This window comes from Nocardia sp. PLKS1-43 (assembly GCF_059510335.1).
In genome coordinates, this window is sequence record NZ_JCAJZQ010000011.1 from 41,693 (window position 1) to 60,261 (window position 18,569).

Consider the following 18,569-nt stretch of genomic DNA (forward strand, 5'->3'; position numbering starts at 1 on the left):
GTGGAGCAAGAGATGTCGACCACCGGCACCCCGAAAACCGCTGCGGAGATCCAGAAGGACTGGGACACCAACCCCCGCTGGAAGGGCGTCACCCGCGAGTACACGGCCGATCAGGTCGTCAAGCTGCAGGGTTCTGTCGTCGAAGAGCACACGCTCGCGCGCCGGGGAGCGGAGCTGCTGTGGGAGGGCGTCAACACCGAGGGCGACTACATCCACTCGCTCGGCGCCCTGACCGGTAACCAGGCCGTCCAGGCCGTGCGTGCCGGCCTGCGCGCCATCTACCTGTCCGGCTGGCAGGTCGCCGGTGACGCGAACCTGTCCGGGCACACCTACCCCGACCAGTCGCTGTACCCGGCCAACTCGGTGCCGTCGGTCGTGCGCCGCATCAACAACGCGCTGCTGCGCGCCGACGAGATCGCCAAGGTCGAGGGCGACACCTCCGTCGACAACTGGGTCGTGCCGATCGTGGCCGACGGCGAGGCCGGCTTCGGTGGCGCGCTGAACGTCTACGAGCTGCAGAAGGCCATGATCGCCGCGGGTGCCGCCGGTACCCACTGGGAGGACCAGCTGGCGTCGGAGAAGAAGTGCGGCCACCTCGGTGGCAAGGTGCTGATCCCCACCCAGCAGCACATCCGCACCCTGACCTCGGCTCGCCTGGCCGCCGACGTGGCCGACGTCCCGACCGTCGTCATCGCCCGCACCGACGCCGAGGCCGCCACCCTGATCACCTCCGACGTCGACGAGCGCGACCGTCCGTTCATCACCGGTGAGCGCACCTCCGAGGGCTTCTACCACGTCAAGAACGGCATCGAGCCCTCCATCGCGCGTGCCAAAGCCTACGCCCCTTACTCCGATCTGATCTGGATGGAGACCGGTATCCCGGACCTCGAGGTCGCGCGGAAGTTCGCCGAGGGCGTCAAGTCCGAGTTCCCGGACCAGCTGCTGGCCTACAACTGCTCGCCGTCCTTCAACTGGAAGGCGCACCTGGACGACGCCACCATCGCGAAGTTCCAGCGCGAGCTGGCCGCGATGGGCTTCAAGTTCCAGTTCATCACCCTGGCGGGCTTCCACTCGCTCAACTACGCCGCGTTCGACCTGGCCTACGGCTACGCCCGCGAGGGCATGACCGCCTTCGTCGACCTGCAGGAGCGCGAGTTCAAGGCGGCCGCCGAGCGTGGCTTCACCGCCGTGAAGCACCAGCGTGAGGTCGGTGCCGGCTACTTCGACACCATCGCCACCACCGTGGACCCGAACACCTCGACGGCGGCCCTGAAGGGCTCCACCGAAGAGGGCCAGTTCCACTGAATGACACGGGCACTCCTGCAATGAGTGCCCACCGACCCTTCCCGTCCGAACAGCCCCGGCGGGAAGGGTTTTTACCTATACCTTGATGATCGCCAGTCTCAGCTGCACCACAGCGTGGCTGCGCATCCAGAACCCCACCGCCACACAACCAGCAGGAGCGGGAACGTGAGCAGCGAAAAGATTCAGCGCGTTGGTGTTATCGGCGCCGGACAGATGGGCGCGGGAATCGCGGAGGTGTGCGCTCGTGCGCATGTCGACGTGCTCGTTTTCGAGCAGACTCGTGAACTCGCCGCGGCGGGGCGCGCCCGCATCCTGCGGTCACTGGATCGCGGCGTGAGCAGCGGCAAGATCACCGAGCGCGAGCGTGAGCAGGCGGCCTGGCGGCTGCGATTCACCTCCGACCTCGGCGATTTCGCGGATCGTCAGCTGGTCGTGGAGGCCGTGCTGGAGAGCGAGGAGGTCAAGACCTCGATCTTCGCCGAACTCGACAAGGTCGTCACCGACCCCGACGCGGTGCTGGCATCCAACACCTCCTCGATTCCGATCATGAAGATCGCGGTCGCCACCACCCAGCCCGAGCGCGTGGTCGGCATGCACTTCTTCAACCCGGTGCCGGTGCTGCCGCTGGTCGAGCTGGTCACCACGCTCAAGACCAGTGCCGCGGTCGCCGAACGCGCGGAATCCTTCGCCTCCGAGGTGCTCGGCAAGCAGGTCGTCCGCTCGGCCGACCGCTCCGGTTTCGTGGTCAACGCACTGTTGGTGCCGTACCTGCTCTCGGCCATCCGGATGGTCGAATCCGGTTTCGCCACAAAGGAAGACGTCGACAAGGCGATGGTGCTGGGCTGTGCGCACCCGATGGGACCGCTGGCGCTCACCGACCTGGTCGGACTGGACACGGTGAAGTCGATCGCGGATTCGATGTACACCGAGTTCAAGGAGCCGCTGTACTCGGCCCCGCCGCTGCTGATGCGCATGGTCGAAGCGGGGCTGCTCGGCAAGAAGTCCGGCGCGGGGTTCTACCAGTACAAAGCTGTGTAGCCGGCCTCCGCCTCGCTCCGGCGTCTCCGCGGGCCCGAAAGGCTCGCCGCGAGCACTCGGGACTCGGGCTGCGCCCATGCGCTTCGAGTGCTCGGCGGCGAGCCGGCTACCACGAACGTCGCTCGAAGGCTCACTGCGTGCCGGGCCGGGAGAGCGCGCGCGGTCGCGATTCGCTGACCCACAATTCCATCTCTTCGACTTTCTCGTCGACGCCGAGCGCGTCGGCATTCTGCTTCACCAGCCGTAAGCTGCAATCAGGTCGCGGGGACCGCAGCTCGGAGAGGAGTCCAGCTCATGGTCAATGTCACCGACGGCTTCGGATCCAGCATTCTCGGGTATCCGAGGATCGGGCCGCACCGTGAACTCAAGCGTGCCCTGGAGTCGTACTGGCACGGGAGCCTTTCGCGGGAGGATCTGCTGGCGGTAGGCCGCGAGATCCAGGAGTCGCAGTTCGGGGAGCTGGCCGCGGCCGGACTGACGCAGGTTCCGGGTAACACCTTCTCCTTCTATGACCACGTCTTGGACAACGCGCTGCTGTTCGGCGCGGTGCCCAAGCGGTTCCAGCCGTACCGAGAAGACTTGCACCCCTTGGACTTCTACTTCCTGATGGCCCGCGGGCGGCCGGATCTGCCGCCGCTCGAGCTGGTGCGCCTGTTCGGCACCAACTACCACTACCGCCAGCCCGAGCTCGATGCCGAGACCAAGTTCTCCCTGCATCCCGAGGCCCTGCTCGACGAATTCGACCGGGCGATGGAGCGCGGTATCGAACTGCGCCCGGTGGTGCTGGGGCCGCTGTCGCTGCTGCTGCTGTCCAAGGCCGGACACGTGCCGGGTAAGGCCGAGTTCGATCAGCTGAGTCTGCTGGACGAACTGCTGCCGGTGTACGAGGAGCTGTTCGAGATCCTCGCCAAGCGCGGATCGACCTGTGTGCAGCTGGACGAGCCGTGTTTCACCAGTGATCGCAGCCCGGCCGAGCTGGCCGCGTTCCTGCGGGCGTACCAGCGGCTGTCCACCGCGCCGCTGCGGCCGCGCATCCTGGTCACCGGTCAGTACGGTGACTTCGGTGAGGCGACCGCGATCCTGGCGCAGACCCAGGTGGAGGCGATCGGCCTGGATCTGGCCAGTCATCGAGTGCGGCCCGAGGAGCTGGCGAAGATTCCGGGGATCAGGCGCAAGCGGCTGTACGCGGGCGTGATCAGCGGGACCAATGTGTGGCGTGCGGATCGCCGCGTCACGCTCGACTACCTCAACGCGCTCGCGCAGGTGTGCCCGGATCTGGTGGTGTCCACCGGGACGACGCTGCTGCACGTGCCGTACGACCTGCTCGTCGAATACGATATCGACGGCCCGGTCGCGGATCGCCTCGCCTTCGCGAAACAGAAAGTGCTGGAAGTTGTTTCGCTGGCCAAGGCGCTCACCGAGGGCCCGTCCGAGAAGTGGCAGGGCCGACCGCGCGAAGTGCATTTCAAGCAGAAACACGCCGTGCGGCAACGGGTTTACGCGATCACGCCGGATATGCGGGAACGCGAGCCGTACGAGGTCCGCCGAGAGGCCCAGCGCGAGAGGCTGAATCTGCCGCTGGTGCCCTCGACGACGCTGGGTTCGTTCCCGCAGACCGATGCGATGCGCCAGGCGCGCTACGACCTCGGCGAGGGCAAACTGTCCTACGACGACTACCGCAAGCGGATCGAATCGGAGATCGAGGCGACCATCCGGTTGCAGGAGGACATCGGCCTGGACGTGCTGGTGCACGGTGAGCACGAGCGCAACGACATGATCCAGTACTTCGCCGAACTGCTCGACGGTTTCGCCACCACACATTTCGGCTGGGTGCAGGTCTACGGGTCGCGGTGTGTGCGTCCGCCGGTGCTGTACGGCGACGTCTCGCGGCCCGAGCCGATGTCGGTGGAATGGATCACCTATGCCCAGTCGCTCACCGACAAACCGGTGAAAGGCATTGTGACAGGCCCGGTTACGATGGTGGCGCGCTCGTTCGTGCGGCAGGACCAGCCGCTCTACGAGACCGCCGACCAAGTGGCCCTTGCCATTCGGGACGAGCTGGCCGATCTGGAGAAGGCCGGGGTGTCGATCATCCAGGTCGACGAGCCGTCCATCCGGGAGCTGTTGCCGCTGCGTGCGGGCAAGCAGAGCCGGGAGTACCTGCGCTGGGCGGTGAACGCCTTCCGCCTGGCCACCTCGGGTGTGAGTGCGCGGACCCAGATCCACACGCATATCGCCTATTCCGGCCGCGCCGAGATCGTCCAGGCCATCGAGGAGCTCGACGCGGACGTCACGGCCATCGTCGCCACCCGTTCGATCGAATGGGTGCTCAAGGCGCTGGCCGGTGACACCGAGGAGGGGCACGGCCTCTCGCACGGTGTGGGACCGGGCGTCTACGAGAGCCGTTCGGCCCGCATCCCGGACATCGACGAACTGGACGAACTCCTCACCGCCGCGGCCCGGGCCGTCACCCCCGAACGCCTCTGGGCCAATCCCGACGGCGGTCTCAAGACCCGGCACGGCTGGCAACTCGAGCCCGCCCTGCGCAATATGGTCGCCGCCGCCCGCCGTGTCCGCCGCCGCGCGGAAGCCGAGGGCTGAGCGTCGCCGACGGGCGCCGTGACGTCGCTATCGAAGAACATCGGCCGAGCGAGGCCGAAGAGGTGCCGGGCTACTTTGCTGAGGGTGCGCTACAAGCCCGAACATCGCTGTGTGCGTGGCCCGTCGGCGGTGCGGCCCGAGTTTCGCTCGCCCGTCCGGTCGGGTTAGCTGTGTGCGAAGTACCGGTTTCGGATCAGGAGATCGCATGGGAATATTCGACAAGTTCAAGGATGTCGCCGAGAAGGCCGTGGATGCGGCCGGACAGCACGCCGACAAGCTCGATCCGCTGATCGACAAGGCCGGTGACGCCGTAGACGAGAAGACCGGCGGCAAATTCTCCGGACAGGTCGACGCGGTTCAGGAGGCGGCCAAGAAGGCACTTCGCGAAAAATCCGGAGAATAACGTTCGGACCTGGGCCGTGGGCGATGCGAGACGGCTCCCCACGGCCGTTTCCCGGGGCGCCTGGATGGCGGTTCCGGCATCCGGCTCTATGATCTGACGGGTGCCCCGTGACTTCCATTTGCCGCGAGGGAGATGGCGGATGCGATCATCCGCACTTCTCCTGGCCGTTCTGGCTCTGTGTGCGACGGTCGGATTCGGTGGAACCGCCGCGGATGCGGCCCCCGTCCTCGACGGCAGCGTGCCGCCCCCGGGTGCGAACGATTGGCGCTGCAAACCTCCGGCGGCACATCCGGATCCGGTCGTACTCGTGCACGGCACCTGGGGCAATCAGGACGCCTGGAACAAGCTGGCTCCGGCGTTGAAAGCCCAGGGGTACTGCGTGTACACGCTCAACTACGGCCATGACACCACGAGTCTGCTGGGCAGGATGCCGGGCATCTACGGCACCGGCGATATCGGCAGATCGGCTGTGGAGCTGGCGGACTTCATCGGAAAGGTCCGTGCCGCGACGTCTTCGGCGCACGTGGATCTGGTGGCGCATTCCCAGGGCGGGGTGGTGGCGCGACAGTATCTGCGGTTCGAGGGCGGCGCCGACCCGGCCGACCCGCGGCGCAACGTGGTGCGCAAGCTGGTGACCTTGGGCGCCACCAACCACGGTTCGGACTCGGTGCTGCTGGGCTATCCGCTGGACACCGCCAGCGCGGCGAGCCCGGTGGCGGGTACGGTGACGAATGTGCTCGGGGTTTCCGCGGTCCAGCAGATCACCGGCAGCAAGTTCCTGGCCCGGCTGAATGCCGGGGGCGATACCGAGCCCGGCGTCGATTACACCGTCATCGCGACTCGAATGGACGATACGACGACGCCGCCGGAATCCACATTTCTGCGCGCCGGCCCGCGAGCGGTGGTCGACAATGTCTGGGTGCAGGCGGTCTGCGCCGGGGCGAATGTCACACATGTCGGATTTCCGCGTTCGCCCATTGCTATCGGGCTCGTCCTGCGGGCGTTGGATCCGTCCTATTCGGGCCAGGTCTGCGGTCGCTGATATTCCGGCGGTATTTCTCTGGTGACCGCGAATTTCCGTCCGGACCGGAAATATCGGAAAACGGGCCCGAGTAACCGGTACGCGGGCCCGTCGATTTCGCTCGATCGTCGATCAGTGGATCACGGGCGACCGGTGGCCGCGGCCTTGACCGCATCCAGGAACTGCTGGCCGCCCATGGCGTAACCGCCCGCGACGGCGCCGACCGCGATACCGATGGGGCCGGTGATGAGGCTGAAGATACCGAAGCCGAGCAGGCTCCCCAGGAAGCCGCCGAGGGCGCCGCCGATGATCACGCCAGCGAGGTTCTTCTGCACCTGGGCCCACAGGTTGCTCATCGCGTTGATGTCCTTGACCTGGCCGATCTCCCGCGGAGCGACCTGCGGTGTCAGCGTCAGGGTGTGCCCGTCGGCGCTGATCCGCTGGGCGACGGTGACGACGTGACCGCCCAGATTCGCGTGCAGCCCGACCTGATCGAGCGTGGCGCCGGTATCGGATTTCAGAGCGACCGTGGAGCCGTCCGCGGCGGCCACGAAACGGCCGGCGTCGACCGTCGCGGTGATTGTCTTGCCGACCGGCGAAACCGAGGTCCGGTAGTGAATTCCGTGATCCACACCGGAAGTCGCATCGTTGTGCACGGCCGCGGGCGCCGGTGCGGCATATGCGGTACCGGCGGTGATGCCGACGGCGCTGATCGCCATGAGAACGATGCCGGTGAACTTGCCGAATTTCATGTTGATTTCCCTCCCTGACACAGCGATCCCCCACGGATTCCCCAAGTCTCGGCTCCCCCATGCGAATCGCCGGTCAGCTGCTGTGTGCGAATCGAACGCACTAATTAGTAGTGGAGGATTCGAGTGGACGCAAACGTAGTGATAAGCGTCACATCGTAATTGATGTGCTGCGTCACGCAGGATAATCGTGCGTGTGCCGTGCTGATAGCCGCGAAATAGCGAAAAGGGTGGGAAACGGCCGAATGCCGCACCGCGGCATTCGGCCGGACCGGACGTCAGATGGTGGCGGTGTCGATCACGAAGCGATAGCGGACATCGCTGCTGAGCACCCGCTCGTAAGCTGCATCGATACCGTCGGCGGAAATGACCTCGATATCCGCGCCGATCCCGTGTTCGGCGCAGAAATTCAGCATCTCCTGGGTCTGGGCGATGCCGCCGATCATCGAACCGGCCAGCGAGCGCCGGAAATTCGCCAGGGTGAACGGCTGCACCGAGAGCGGTTTGTCGGGAAGGCCGAGAATCACCAGCGTGCCGTCGAGATTCAGTAGTCGCATGTAGTTGTCGATCGGCAGATTCGCCGACACGGTGTTGATGATCAGGTCGAAACGTCCGCGCAGGTCCTTGAAGGTTTTCTCGGCCGCGGTCGAGTGGTGGTGCCGCGCGCCGAAACGGCGGCTGTCCTCCTGTTTGCTCAGTGATTGACTGAGCACCGTGACCTCGGCCCCGAGAGCCGCGGCGATTTTCACCCCGACATGTCCTAGTCCGCCCATGCCGATGATGGCTACCTGTTTGCCGGGTCCGGCATTCCAGTGCCGCAGCGGTGAGTAGAGCGTGATGCCCGCGCACAGCAGCGGCGCGGCCACGTCGAGTTCGATACCCTCCGGGATGGCCAGCACGAAATTCTCGGTCACCACGATCTGGGTCGAGTAGCCGCCGTAGGTGGTGCCGCCGGGCTGGAACTCCTCGGAGACGCCGGAGTTGTACGTCATCGTGCCGCCACCGGTGCAGTACTGCTCCTCGCCGGCCAGGCACGATGCGCACTTGCCGCAGGAGTCGACCATGCAGCCGACGCCGACGCGGTCGCCGACCGCGTGCTTGGTCACCGCGGAGCCGACCGCCGCGACGATGCCCGCGATCTCGTGCCCGGGCACGCAGGGGTACCGGGTGCGATGCCATTCGTTGCGTGCGGTGTGGATGTCCGAGTGGCAGATGCCCGCGTACTTGATGTCGATGAGCACATCGTGCGGGCCGAGTTCACGCCGTTCGATCGAGGTCTTCTCGAACCGGCCGTCGGGAGTGGAGAGGGAGTATGCCGCAGCAGTGGTCATGAATGTATGCCTACTCTCGCATTCTTAGCTTTGCAAAACGTCGGCGAACTCGCCGGTAGCGGGTGCACCCGGGGCAGCGTCGCATGTCACATGCTGGACCGATGGCGATCCTGGTGGCATTGGTGTCGATGTGCTCGACGCTGATCGGCGGCCTCGTCGCGGTGCGGATCGGGGACCGCAGACATGCCGTCCTGGGCCTTGCGGCGGGAGTGATGCTGGGCGTGGTGCCGTTCGACCTGCTGCCCGAGGCGCTCGAGCAGGCCCCGCAATCCGTGGCCGGGGTGCCGATCGCACTGGTGGCCGCGGTGGTGGGTTTCCTGACCATCCACATCATCGAGCGCGCGGTGGCCGTGCACACCGGACACGAATACGAATTCGGTGCGCACACACACGGTTTCGAATCGGTGGGCCTGCTCGCGGCCGGCGGGCTGATCTTCCACAGCACCCTGGACGGCCTCGGCATCGGGCTGAGTTACCAGGCGGGCGCCGGGGTGGGCACTGCGGTGGCGATCGCGGTGATCTGCCACGATTTCGCGGACGGATTCAACACCTTCACCATCACCACGCTCTACGGCAACGCCCGCCGCCGCGCCCTGCTGCTCCTGGCCGCCGACGCGATAGCCCCCGTGCTCGGCGCGACGATCGGCTCACTGATTCGCGTCCCGCCCGAGGCGATCGGACTGTATCTCGGGTACTTCGCCGGATTCCTGCTCTACCTGGCGACCGCCGATATCCTGCCCGAGGCCCACGCCGGACATCCGTCCCGGCTGACCCTGCTGTGCACCCTCGCGGGCACCGCATTCATGTTCGGCGTCGCCGTGCTCAACAACCACTGACTCGTCAACCGTTCCGCCGCATCCGCCGCCGAGCCGCCGGTCGGGATCGAATTCTCCACGGACACCTCGGAAGTGGCGCGAAGGCCAAATATAATTGCACGATCGCCGACGCCTGACCAGGCGCGCACGAGGCGGGAGTGCCCATGTCCGACGAGCGGCCGCATGACGATGACGTGGCGAACCGAGCCGCCCCCGGGCAGGTCGGCAAGGTCGGCCGCACCGCGGCGGGCGTGCTGGTCGTGCTGCTCGCGGTGGTTGTCGCCCTCGGCCTGCAGGGCGGGCTGCCGCGTTGGGTGAGCGGGTCCCAGGCCACCGAGACCACCGCCGTCCCGACGTCGACTCCGCGGATGGATCCGGTCGCGATCGCCCGGGCGGTGGAACCGGAACTGGTGAACGTCAACGTCTCGATCGAGCCGACCGGCATGGGCGCGGCTGGTTCGGGCATCGTGCTGTCCGCCGACGGCCAGGTGCTGACCAGCCATCACGTGGTCAAGGGCGCCGAGGTCATCACCGTCGCCGATGTGGGCACGGGTGCGCAGTTTCCGGCGACCGTGCTGGGCTACGACAGCACCGCCGATATCGCGTTGCTGTCGCTGGAGGGGGCCGCGGGTCTGCCGAGCGTTCGCCTGGGCGCCTCGTCCACGCTGCGGCTCGGTGATCAGATCATGGCCATCGGCAATGCCGGTGGCACCGGACGTCCCACCGCGGAACCCGGCACCGTGACCTCGCTGAACACATCGATCGTCGCGCGCGACGCCGCCGATCTGAGTCGCAAGGCCCTGACCGGAATGCTCGAAGTGAACGCGCCGGTGGCCTCCGGCCAGTCCGGCGGCGCGGTGGTGGATCGCAACGGCGCGGTCGTCGGGGTGGTGACCGCGGCGTCGGGGGAGTTGGCCAAGACGGACGGCCGGGCGACCGGCTACGCGGTGCCGATCGATCGAGCGATGGCGATCGTGCGGCAGATCCGTTCCGGAACGCCGACCGATACCGTGCACATCGGCCCCACCGCGACCTTGGGCGTGCTGACCTCGGACGCGTCCACCGGCGGGGCCCGGGTGGACGTTAGTATCTACGGACTGCCCGCCTATTCCGCCGGACTCACCGCGGGCGAGGTGATCACCGCCGTGGACGGACATCCCGTCTCCTCGGCGAAAACCTTGAAATACGTGCTCAACGTCCGGAAACCGGCCGATACGGTACGGCTGGACCTGACCGAACCGGACGGCTCGCGGCGGGAGGTCGCCGTCGTCCTGGTCTCGGGACCGCCCAACTGAGTGCGGTTCGAGGCCGGGGACGGCGAACTCTCACACCAGTGACATCCAATAGCTCTGGAACCGAAGGAAAATCATCACCAGCACGATCGCGTAGAACACGATCACGAAGGTCCAGCGCCACTCCACCAGGATTCGCAGCGCCCCCTTCGCGTTACCCCAGATCTGGCTGGTGACCGCGGCCAGCAGGATCGGCGTGAACGCCCACACCACCATGCAGTACGGGCACAGCGCGCCGATCCGGTACAGGGTGTGGAAGATCAGCCAGCAGATGAACACGATGCCGGCCAGGAGCCCGAGCCACAGCCCGCCCCAGAACCACCGCGGCAGCGCCGCGCCGGCGATCGCGAGGACGGCCATGGTCACCGCGACCGAGAAACCCACCACGCCGATGATCGGATTCGGGAATCCGAAGACGTGTGCTTCCTTGGACGCCATCACCGAACCACACGCGATGATCGGGTTGATGTTGCAGGAGGGCACGTAGGCCGGGTTCATCAGCAGTTTGAAATCGTCGACCGTCAGCACGATCGAGGAGATCCAGCCCGCGAGGCTGCCGATGAGCAGCAGCCACGCGGTGCGAGGTGGTACCGAAATCACTTGAGCGCGGCCTCGATCGGAGCCTTCATCCCGCCGGGGGCGAACAGCGCGTCCTGGGTCTGCACCTTCTTGTCGTTCACGAAGACGGTCGGCGTGCCGTTGATGCCGGTGCCGAACACGTCCTGTGTGGACTTCTGCACGTAGGCGTCGAATTTGTCGTCGGTGATGCACTTGGCCACCGCCGGATCGGTGATTCCGGTCGCCGTGGCGATCTGGATGATTTTGCTGTCCGGCAGGCCGCCCGCGCCCTCCTCGGGCTGCTGCTGGTACATCGCGCTGAGCCAGGCCTGGAACTTGGACGGATCGGCGTCCGCGACGCAGTAGGCGGCGTTGGCGCCGCGCGAGGAGTAGCGCGAGCCGCCCGAATTCTGGTCCAGGAACGAGATGACGTTGTATTCGACGGCGATATTGCCGTTGTTCACCTCATCGCTGAGGGTCTGGCCGTTGGCCGCCTCGAACTGCTTGCACACCGGGCACTGCAGGTCGGCCACGACGCGCACGGTGGCCTTGGCGCCGGGCTTGCCGATGCGGATCGCGCCCTTGTCGGTGATCGAGCCGGTCAGGCCGCCGGGTGCGGCAGGTGCGGTCACCGCCGGACGGTTGGCGGCATCGCGCTTCACATTGTTCGAATGCTTGATCGCGATGCTGATCGCGATCGCGGCGATGAGCGCGAGCAGGACGACCACGACGGCCACCTGAATCAGGATCGTGCGGGTGCGGTCGCCGCCTTTCACCGCGGCGAGTGAGTTCTTACCACGCGGATTCTTGCTCACCTCGGAGTTCACCACGCCTTTCCTGTATCGGTCTCCACAGCCGTGCCGCCCCGATGGTACGGGCAGCCGACCGCCACGGGGTGTCCGGACCACATGATTGCGGGTGAACCTGAGAGCAGCCCGAGATTTACCCGCCGAGGTGTGTGAACTCTCGGTGACCCGAGGTCGGTATCCGGTGCCGAATTCAGAGCCCGGCCAGGCGGCGGCGTTGCTCCTCGATGTCGAATTGCGCGGGTGGCCAGTCCAGATCCAGTTTTTCGAGGGCATCGATGAGCAGTTCGGTGACGGCGAGCCGGGAGTACCACTTGCGGTCGGAGGGGATCACGTACCAGGGCGCGTAATCGGTGCAGGTGCGGTCCAGCATGTCCTGATACGCCTTCTGATAAGCGGGCCACCGGGCGCGCTCGTCGATATCGGCCGGATCGAACTTCCAGTGCTTGTCCCGGCGGTCGAGCCGCTGAGTGAGGCGTTTGCGCTGCTCGTCCAGGGAGACGAACATCGCCACCTTGACGATCGTGGTTCCGGCGTCGGCGATGGAGCGCTCGAATCGGTTGATCTCGTCGTAGCGCTTGCCCCATACGTCCGGCGGTACCAGTTCGTGCACCCGCACCACCAGTACGTCCTCGTAGTGCGATCGGTCGAACACGCCGATCTGCCCGCCGCGCGGCAGCCGTTGGCGGATTCGCCACAGATAGTGGTGCCGCCGTTCCTGATCGGTCGGCACGCCGAAGGCGGCGTGATCCACGCCCTGCGGATCGACCGAACCGATCACATGCCGCATGATGCCGCCCTTGCCCGCGGTATCCATCCCCTGCAGCACCAGCAGGATATTGCGCGCATCTCCGGAACGTCCGTTGGCGTAGAGCTTTTCCTGCAGTCCCGACAGCACCGTGCGGCGCTGTTCGAGCAGCAGTTCACCGGATTTCTTGTCACCGCGGAACCCGGGCGTGGCATCGGTGTCGATATCGGCGACCCGCACCCCGCGCGCATGCAGTGCCTCGGTGGCCGGAACGGACCAGGTGGATTCGGGCATGTCTGCAGTATGGCCGAGTCGTGTCGAATCGCGGGTCAGTGCAGACCGGCAAGCTGGCGTATCTGTGCGGCGAACGCGTCGTCGTCGACAGGGGTGAGGGTCAGCTGGTCGGCGGTGGTGAGCAGATAGCGGCCGTCTCCGGCGACGTCGAGCCAGGTGCGGTGCCGGGTCGGCGGCGGGGCCGAATTGTGCGGGGCGGCGGTCACCGTGACGATGCCGCGCGAATCGACCGGTGCGCGCAGGGCGCGCTGGAACCGGGCCGGACCGGCCGGAATGGGATGGCGGCCGCTCACCAGCACCGCCTGCTGCGCCTCGCGCATCGCCTCGGTGCGTCCGGCGGGGGCCGAACCGATCACCTCGACCAGATGATCGCCGATCGCCTGTGCGGGACACAGCATCACCACGATCGACTCCCCCCGCGCGATCAGGATCGCGGCATGCGTCAACGTGACGGCGGCGCAGGCCAGAATCCGTTCGGGCGCGGCGCCGGGCACCGAGCGTTCCCCGGAGACGGTGAGCGTGGTGGTGTCGGTGCGCGCGCACAGCAGCAGCGCGGCGGCCAGATCGGCATCGGTGTTGCGGGCGTACTGCTGCCGCAGACCGGGTGCGGGGTCGACCGGTATGGCCGCGTTGACCGGGTAGGGCCGGAAATCCAGGCCGGTTTCGCTGGTCCAGACGTGTGCGAACTCGCCCGGGGTGAGAATCCACCGCACTAGGCGCGGCTTTCGCGCGAACGAGTGTGGGATCGGGTGAGAGTGATGTCTGCCTCCGCGGTGCTCCGGCGGGTCCACCGCGACACTACCGGACTCCGCACCTCCCGCGGGGGTCTCGCTCGTGTGATCCGCGGCATTGCCGATCCCGCTGGCGTGGAATACTTTTCATGCCGGACGGCCGGCGTCGAGATATTGCAGCAGGCCGTGCACCCGGTGTCGCACGTCGATCAGCCCGGCCTCGGCGAACAGCTTGGGGAACTCGTCGCCGGGGAAGAACCGCAATCCGATGGTCCCGAAGATCGCCGTGACCGCCCGGCCGAACCAGTTCTCGTAGCGATGGCTGGTACTGATCGCGATCCGCCCGCCCGGGGCCAGCACCCGGATCATCTCCCGCGCCGCGGCCAGCGGATCGGGGATCAGGTACAGCGCACCGAAACAGCACACCGCGTCGAAACTGCCGTCGGGGAACGGGAGTCGCTGTGCATCGCCGCGTACATAACTCACCTCCGGGCCGGCGTTGTCGGCACGAGCCTGCCGCAGCATCGCCACCGACGTGTCGATGCCGACGGCATGGCCGCCGACGGCCAGGTGCGCGCTCAGATGGTGAGTGAAATTGCCTGGCCCGCAAGCGATATCGAGTACGGTACGGGCTCGGTCCAGCTGCAGTGTGCGGACGGCGTCGGCGCGGTCGGCCCGCATGGTCCGGCCGGAGACGAGGAAGAAACTCGTCGGGCGCCAGACTCTTTCGTAGACGAGCGCGAAGACGGGATGGTTCATCAGGCGCCGAGCGAGGTTCAACGAGGTAACTCTTTCCGAATCCGGTAGTGCGAAAGCTGTTGGTGCGAAAGCGAGTTGCGCGAGGTCAGGCGGGCGCGACCTCGATCGTGATGTCCGCGGCCCGCAGCCGGTCGGTGAGCGGATCGCCCATGGCCGAAGCGGGGGTCAGCACGCCGGCGAGTTCGGGCAGTTCGTCGAAGGCCAGGCACAAGCCGGCTTCGCCGAGCATCACCGCGGTCGCCTGATAGCCCGGATCGCCCTGTCCGGCGAAGGTGCACACGTATTTCGCGCCGGAGGTGGTGTGCGCGAACGTTTTCATGGTGAACCAGCCGCTGTTGCGGGCTTTCTCGTCCGGCCCGGTGCCCGGCGCGGGCAGCAGGCGGTCCAGCAGCCGACGGCCCAGCGGAATGCGCGACAGCAGCGCACCGGCCACCATCGTGACGGCCACGCCGCCGGAGATGCCCGCCGCCAGCAGCGGGGACAGCGCTGAGCTGCCCGCGCTCATCACCTCGCGGTACCGGAAGTTCTTGCCGTACACCCAACCCAGCAGGCCGTTGGTGCGACGCACGATCTTGGTGTTGTGACTGGCCATGACGAAGGTCGCGACCCAGCCGCGCAGACTCGGATCGATCGCCGAGGCGCGCTGCAGCGCCTGATCGGTCTGCCGGCCCACATCCGGTTCCCTCGCCTTGTCCGGGCTGAGTGAATACGGGTGGGACAGAATGGATCCCCGGGAGGGGTCCTGGACGATCTCCTCCATCATGGCCCGTCCGGAATCGATCGTGCCGCCGCTCGCGCCGCCCTTGAGCCAGGCGACCAGCGTGGTGTCGGTGAGCTCGCCGGCGTTGTCCTCGACGCTGCGCCGGTACAGCCGGTACACGCTCAGATCCGACGGAATCGAGTCGTAGCCACAGGAATTCACGATCTTCGCGCCCGTCTCCGCGGCGGTGTCGTGGAATTGGTCGATGCAGTCGCGAATGAACAGCGGCTCACCGGTCAGATCGGCGTAGTGGGTGCCCGCCGCGGCGCACGCGCGCACCAGCCCCTTGCCGTAGCGCAGATACGGGCCGACGGTGGTGACCACGACCCTGGTCCGGGCGGCGAGTGCGTCCAGCGCGTCTTCGTCGGTCGAATCCGCCACCAGCAGTTGCCAATTCGCGGCGACCGGGCCTAGTTCCGCACGCGTGGCGGCCAATTTCTCCGCCGAACGCCCGGCCAGTGCGATGCGCGCGCCCGCGGGGGCCGCCTCGGTCAGGTACCGCGCGGTCAGTGCGCCGACGAAACCCGTCGCGCCGTACAGGACGAGGTCGAATTCCCGGTCGGCGTCGTTCTCGGTGTTCTCCGGGGTCATGGACATTCCCATCTGATGAGGCGAATCATGCCTTGCCGTGCCGTTTTCCGGACTTCGGCACGGATACCTTCGGGTTCGGCGCGGGTGCGGGCCGCTGGGCCAGCCAGGCCTGATGGGCTTTGCCCAACTCGGTGACCGGTGCGTCGCCGTAGATCCACTCCCGTGCGATCCGATGCCAGTTGTTCGTGGCCCGCAACTGACCCAGCACCCCGAACGTCATGAAATCCGCGCGCCGGGAGAACAGGTGTTCCGGGGGCAGGGTCTGCTGCTTCATCCCGGCGTGCTCGGTGGCGCGCGGGTCGATCGCCAGCACGGCCGCACCGCTGGCCAGTTCGGGGGTGATGGTCAGATCCTCGTCCAGCAGTGCCCACTCGATCGCGGACAGGCAGTACTCCAGACATTCCTCGGCCGTCACCTCCTCGGGCGAATCGATGATGCCGTGATCGATCATCAGCGTACGCAGATCCTCCGCTCGGTCCTCGGCGGCGGCCCGGATGCAGGTCAGCTCGAACTGCACGTCCTGCGGACGCATCCGGTTGTAGAGCCCGAAGTCCAGGAAGGCCACCCGCCCGTCCGCGCCGAGCAGGATATTGCCCGGATGGGGGTCGCCGCAGAATTCGCCGAAGGTGTAAAGCGAACCCACGTAGAAGCGGTAGATGATCTCGCCGACCCGGTCGCGTTCGGCCGCGGGCAGTTCCCGGATCTCCTCGAATCCGCGGCCGGGGAAGAACTCGCTCACCAGCACGTGGGTGCTGGACAGCTCCGGCATGCTGGCCGGGATCGCGATGAACGGGTGGTCGGCGTAGAGCTCGGCGATCTGACGCTGGGTGGCCGCCTCGGTGGTGTAGTCGAGTTCGCTCTCCAGGTGCAATCGCAATTCGTCCAGCACGGCCGGGGTCACCCACGGCATCGCCGAGGCCAGGATGCGCCGGAACATGGCCAGATTCTTCAGGTCCGCGCGCACGGCGGCGTCGATGCCCGGATACTGCACCTTCACCGCGACCTCGCGCCCGTCGTGCAGGCGAGCGCGATACACCTGGCCGATGGAGGCCGCGGCGATCGGCTCGGGTTCGAATTCGGCGAACAGTTCGTTCAGCGGGCGGCCGTAATCGCTCTCGATGAGTTCGCGCATCGTCTCGAAGGAGACCTTGGGCGCGCTGTCGCGCAGCACCGCGAGCCGATGCTGGAACCGTTCCCGGTGCTGGGTCGGCACGACGTCCATGTCCAGGACCGACAGGATCTGACCGAGCTTCATTGCGACACCCTTCATGGTGCCCAGCACGATGACGAGCTGCTCGGTCGCGCGGATCGTGGACTCCTCGGCCATACGGGCGCGCACCTCTTCGGAGCGGCCGCGCATCGAACGCCGAGTCTTCTGCGCGCGCAACACATTTCCGGCGACAGCGACACCGAGCTTGGTTCCCCGCGCGATCCTGGAGGTGGGGATCTCCTTGCCGCGCTTGCGGGCCTTGGCCCCCTTCGCTTCGGAAGAATCCACATCGTCCGCGGCCACCACGGTCTCCACCTGCTCCTCGGGTTCACCGGCTGAATTACCCATGTGCTCGTCCGCCTCTCCGCGACGTCGGCGTGCCGTGGGGTGCGGCGAGATTCGTGTTCCGGGCCGACGGCCGGGTTGCCGCTCGAGTTTCGGGCGTTCCCGGTGAGTTATCCATGTGCTTGCCCGCCTCTTCGCGACGTCGGCGTGCCGTGGGGTGTCGCGAGATTCGCGTTTCGGGCCGACATCCGGGTGCCCGCTCGAGTTTCGGGCGTTCCCCAGGAGTTACCCATGTTCTCCCTGTTGCTGCACGTCTTTTTACACCGGTCGTGGGGTGCGCGGCTGGTTTGCTGCCGGGCTGGCGGCACCCGGAGGTCCGGGTCTCGGAATGCTCGCAGCTCACCTTCGGCAGTCGGTGGGCTGATGGCGCGGCCTCCCGACATCAGATTTGCCGATGTCGGGGGCTGGGTCAAGCGTCGCCGGGTTCGGGCAGGCTGTGCGGGGCGGAGTTGAAGCGTTCCGGGGAGCCGCCCGCGCGGACCATGCCCTCGATCGCGCTCCACGCCATCATGGTCATGTGGTCGAGCATGGTGTCCGCCGACATGCCGCGATTGCCGATCCACCAGTCCGTCGCCAGTTGGACGCCGCCGACCAGGACGTAGGAGTACAGCTCGATGCCCTCGGTCTCGATGTGGCGGCCGAATGCCTTGTCGCGCAGGACCGCGGCGACGATATCGGCGAAGAGCTTCTCGAAGTCCGCCAGCGTGGATTTGTCGGTGGAGGAGCCGTAACCCATGATGAACCGGTACACGTCGGTATCGGCGTCGACGGTGTGCACGTACGCGGCCAGGGTGTTGCGGACCAGCTGATACTCGTCCAGATCGTCGCTGATCGCGTCGTAGATGCGCGGCATCAGCGTGGTCTCGATGAACCGCTCCATGGTGGCGCGGGTCAGATCGTTCTTGTCCGAAAAGTACCGATACAGAACGGTTTTGGACACGCCGATCTCGCCCGCGATCTCGTCCATGCCGACATCGCCACCCCGCTTGCGAATCGCTGCCAGGGTGCCGTCGACCAATTCCTCGCGCCGGTCGATCTTGTGCTGATGCCAGCGCCGCTTGCGACCGTCCACCCGGACCGTACGCGCCGGGCTGGTTTTGGGGGCGGCTTCGGTGGACAGGGTGACTCCTCGTGTCGGGTACGGGGCCACTCCAGCTTAGGTCCTTCCGATCGGCGATGTTCCGAGTTCGTGGAGGCCACTTCGAGCGGGTA

At 66.7% G+C, this 18,569-nt stretch carries 17 protein-coding genes; 7 read left to right on the forward strand and 10 right to left on the reverse strand.

Annotation, left to right across the window (positions count from 1 at the left end; all coding sequences use genetic code 11):
- Positions 1-12: 12 nt before the first annotated feature.
- The 5 genes from aceA to AC5WS7_RS30345 all read left to right on the forward strand — a co-directional run bounded on the left by aceA (position 13) and on the right by AC5WS7_RS30345 (position 6,389).
- Positions 13-1,305: an isocitrate lyase gene (aceA, locus tag AC5WS7_RS30325; protein WP_495958025.1), complete on the forward strand. Its 1,293-nt coding sequence runs from the start codon at positions 13-15 to the stop codon at positions 1,303-1,305.
- Between the two features lie 165 nt (positions 1,306-1,470).
- Positions 1,471-2,343, forward strand: a complete 873-nt coding sequence (locus AC5WS7_RS30330) for a 3-hydroxybutyryl-CoA dehydrogenase (protein WP_495958026.1) — start codon at positions 1,471-1,473, stop codon at positions 2,341-2,343.
- A 294-nt stretch (positions 2,344-2,637) separates the two neighbouring features.
- Positions 2,638-4,944 (forward strand): 5-methyltetrahydropteroyltriglutamate--homocysteine S-methyltransferase, encoded by a 2,307-nt coding sequence (gene metE / locus AC5WS7_RS30335; RefSeq protein ID WP_495958027.1) that lies wholly within the window; start codon positions 2,638-2,640, stop codon positions 4,942-4,944.
- A 205-nt stretch (positions 4,945-5,149) separates the two neighbouring features.
- On the forward strand, positions 5,150-5,347 hold the full coding sequence (locus tag AC5WS7_RS30340) for an antitoxin (protein ID WP_495958028.1): 198 nt from the start codon (positions 5,150-5,152) through the stop codon (positions 5,345-5,347).
- A 139-nt stretch (positions 5,348-5,486) separates the two neighbouring features.
- A complete protein-coding gene (locus tag AC5WS7_RS30345; RefSeq protein WP_495958029.1) occupies positions 5,487-6,389 on the forward strand; it encodes an esterase/lipase family protein in 903 nt (300 codons plus the stop codon).
- A gap of 119 nt (positions 6,390-6,508) precedes the next feature.
- Here the strand turns inward: AC5WS7_RS30345 and AC5WS7_RS30350 are convergent, their stop codons facing one another.
- Both AC5WS7_RS30350 and AC5WS7_RS30355 read right to left on the reverse strand, forming a co-directional pair.
- Positions 6,509-7,120, reverse strand: coding sequence for a DUF8020 domain-containing protein (locus AC5WS7_RS30350; protein WP_495958030.1), 612 nt, complete (start codon positions 7,118-7,120; stop codon positions 6,509-6,511).
- A gap of 275 nt (positions 7,121-7,395) precedes the next feature.
- The gene (locus AC5WS7_RS30355) at positions 7,396-8,448 is read right to left on the reverse strand and encodes an NAD(P)-dependent alcohol dehydrogenase (protein ID WP_495958031.1); all 1,053 of its coding nucleotides are present in this window, start codon (positions 8,446-8,448) and stop codon (positions 7,396-7,398) included.
- A 101-nt stretch (positions 8,449-8,549) separates the two neighbouring features.
- Between AC5WS7_RS30355 and AC5WS7_RS30360 the strand changes: the two genes are divergently transcribed.
- Positions 8,550-9,284, forward strand: coding sequence for a ZIP family metal transporter (locus AC5WS7_RS30360; RefSeq protein ID WP_495958032.1), 735 nt, complete (start codon positions 8,550-8,552; stop codon positions 9,282-9,284).
- 143 nt (positions 9,285-9,427) lie between these two features.
- Positions 9,428-10,558 carry a S1C family serine protease gene (locus AC5WS7_RS30365; RefSeq protein WP_495958033.1) on the forward strand — a complete coding sequence of 377 codons (1,131 nt, stop codon included), beginning with the start codon at positions 9,428-9,430 and terminating at the stop codon, positions 10,556-10,558.
- A 30-nt stretch (positions 10,559-10,588) separates the two neighbouring features.
- Here the strand turns inward: AC5WS7_RS30365 and AC5WS7_RS30370 are convergent, their stop codons facing one another.
- From AC5WS7_RS30370 to AC5WS7_RS30405, 8 genes are all read right to left on the reverse strand, one after another.
- Positions 10,589-11,155: a vitamin K epoxide reductase family protein gene (locus tag AC5WS7_RS30370; RefSeq protein WP_495958034.1), complete on the reverse strand. Its 567-nt coding sequence runs from the start codon at positions 11,153-11,155 to the stop codon at positions 10,589-10,591.
- The gene (locus tag AC5WS7_RS30375; RefSeq protein ID WP_495958035.1) at positions 11,152-11,940 is read right to left on the reverse strand and encodes a DsbA family protein; all 789 of its coding nucleotides are present in this window, start codon (positions 11,938-11,940) and stop codon (positions 11,152-11,154) included. Before AC5WS7_RS30375 ends, AC5WS7_RS30370 begins: the two co-directional genes overlap by 4 nt.
- A gap of 172 nt (positions 11,941-12,112) precedes the next feature.
- On the reverse strand, positions 12,113-12,961 hold the full coding sequence (locus tag AC5WS7_RS30380) for a polyphosphate kinase 2 family protein (RefSeq protein WP_495958036.1): 849 nt from the start codon (positions 12,959-12,961) through the stop codon (positions 12,113-12,115).
- Between the two features lie 35 nt (positions 12,962-12,996).
- Entirely contained in the window at positions 12,997-13,674 is a 678-nt protein-coding gene (locus AC5WS7_RS30385) for an ESX secretion-associated protein EspG (protein WP_495958037.1), read from the reverse strand.
- Between the two features lie 165 nt (positions 13,675-13,839).
- On the reverse strand, positions 13,840-14,451 hold the full coding sequence (locus tag AC5WS7_RS30390; protein ID WP_495958038.1) for a class I SAM-dependent methyltransferase: 612 nt from the start codon (positions 14,449-14,451) through the stop codon (positions 13,840-13,842).
- A gap of 85 nt (positions 14,452-14,536) precedes the next feature.
- The gene (locus AC5WS7_RS30395) at positions 14,537-15,814 is read right to left on the reverse strand and encodes a saccharopine dehydrogenase family protein (RefSeq protein WP_495958039.1); all 1,278 of its coding nucleotides are present in this window, start codon (positions 15,812-15,814) and stop codon (positions 14,537-14,539) included.
- Between the two features lie 13 nt (positions 15,815-15,827).
- Positions 15,828-17,360: an ABC1 kinase family protein gene (locus tag AC5WS7_RS30400; RefSeq protein ID WP_495958040.1), complete on the reverse strand. Its 1,533-nt coding sequence runs from the start codon at positions 17,358-17,360 to the stop codon at positions 15,828-15,830.
- A 406-nt stretch (positions 17,361-17,766) separates the two neighbouring features.
- A complete protein-coding gene (locus tag AC5WS7_RS30405; protein ID WP_495958041.1) occupies positions 17,767-18,507 on the reverse strand; it encodes a TetR/AcrR family transcriptional regulator in 741 nt (246 codons plus the stop codon).
- Between the last annotated feature and the right edge of the window lie 62 nt (positions 18,508-18,569).

Coding starts and splice junctions, on each gene's coding strand:
- AC5WS7_RS30365 (WP_495958033.1), top strand. CDS start 9,428: ATGTCCGACGAGCGGCCGCATGACGATGACGTGGCGAACCGAGCCGCC.
- metE (WP_495958027.1), top strand. CDS start 2,638: ATGGTCAATGTCACCGACGGCTTCGGATCCAGCATTCTCGGGTATCCG.
- AC5WS7_RS30355 (WP_495958031.1), bottom strand. CDS start 8,448: ATGACCACTGCTGCGGCATACTCCCTCTCCACTCCCGACGGCCGGTTC.
- AC5WS7_RS30400 (WP_495958040.1), bottom strand. CDS start 17,360: ATGGGTAATTCAGCCGGTGAACCCGAGGAGCAGGTGGAGACCGTGGTG.
- AC5WS7_RS30345 (WP_495958029.1), top strand. CDS start 5,487: ATGCGATCATCCGCACTTCTCCTGGCCGTTCTGGCTCTGTGTGCGACG.
- aceA (WP_495958025.1), top strand. CDS start 13: ATGTCGACCACCGGCACCCCGAAAACCGCTGCGGAGATCCAGAAGGAC.
- AC5WS7_RS30360 (WP_495958032.1), top strand. CDS start 8,550: ATGGCGATCCTGGTGGCATTGGTGTCGATGTGCTCGACGCTGATCGGC.
- AC5WS7_RS30395 (WP_495958039.1), bottom strand. CDS start 15,814: ATGGGAATGTCCATGACCCCGGAGAACACCGAGAACGACGCCGACCGG.
- AC5WS7_RS30350 (WP_495958030.1), bottom strand. CDS start 7,120: ATGAAATTCGGCAAGTTCACCGGCATCGTTCTCATGGCGATCAGCGCC.
- AC5WS7_RS30390 (WP_495958038.1), bottom strand. CDS start 14,451: ATGAACCATCCCGTCTTCGCGCTCGTCTACGAAAGAGTCTGGCGCCCG.
- AC5WS7_RS30380 (WP_495958036.1), bottom strand. CDS start 12,961: ATGCCCGAATCCACCTGGTCCGTTCCGGCCACCGAGGCACTGCATGCG.
- AC5WS7_RS30340 (WP_495958028.1), top strand. CDS start 5,150: ATGGGAATATTCGACAAGTTCAAGGATGTCGCCGAGAAGGCCGTGGAT.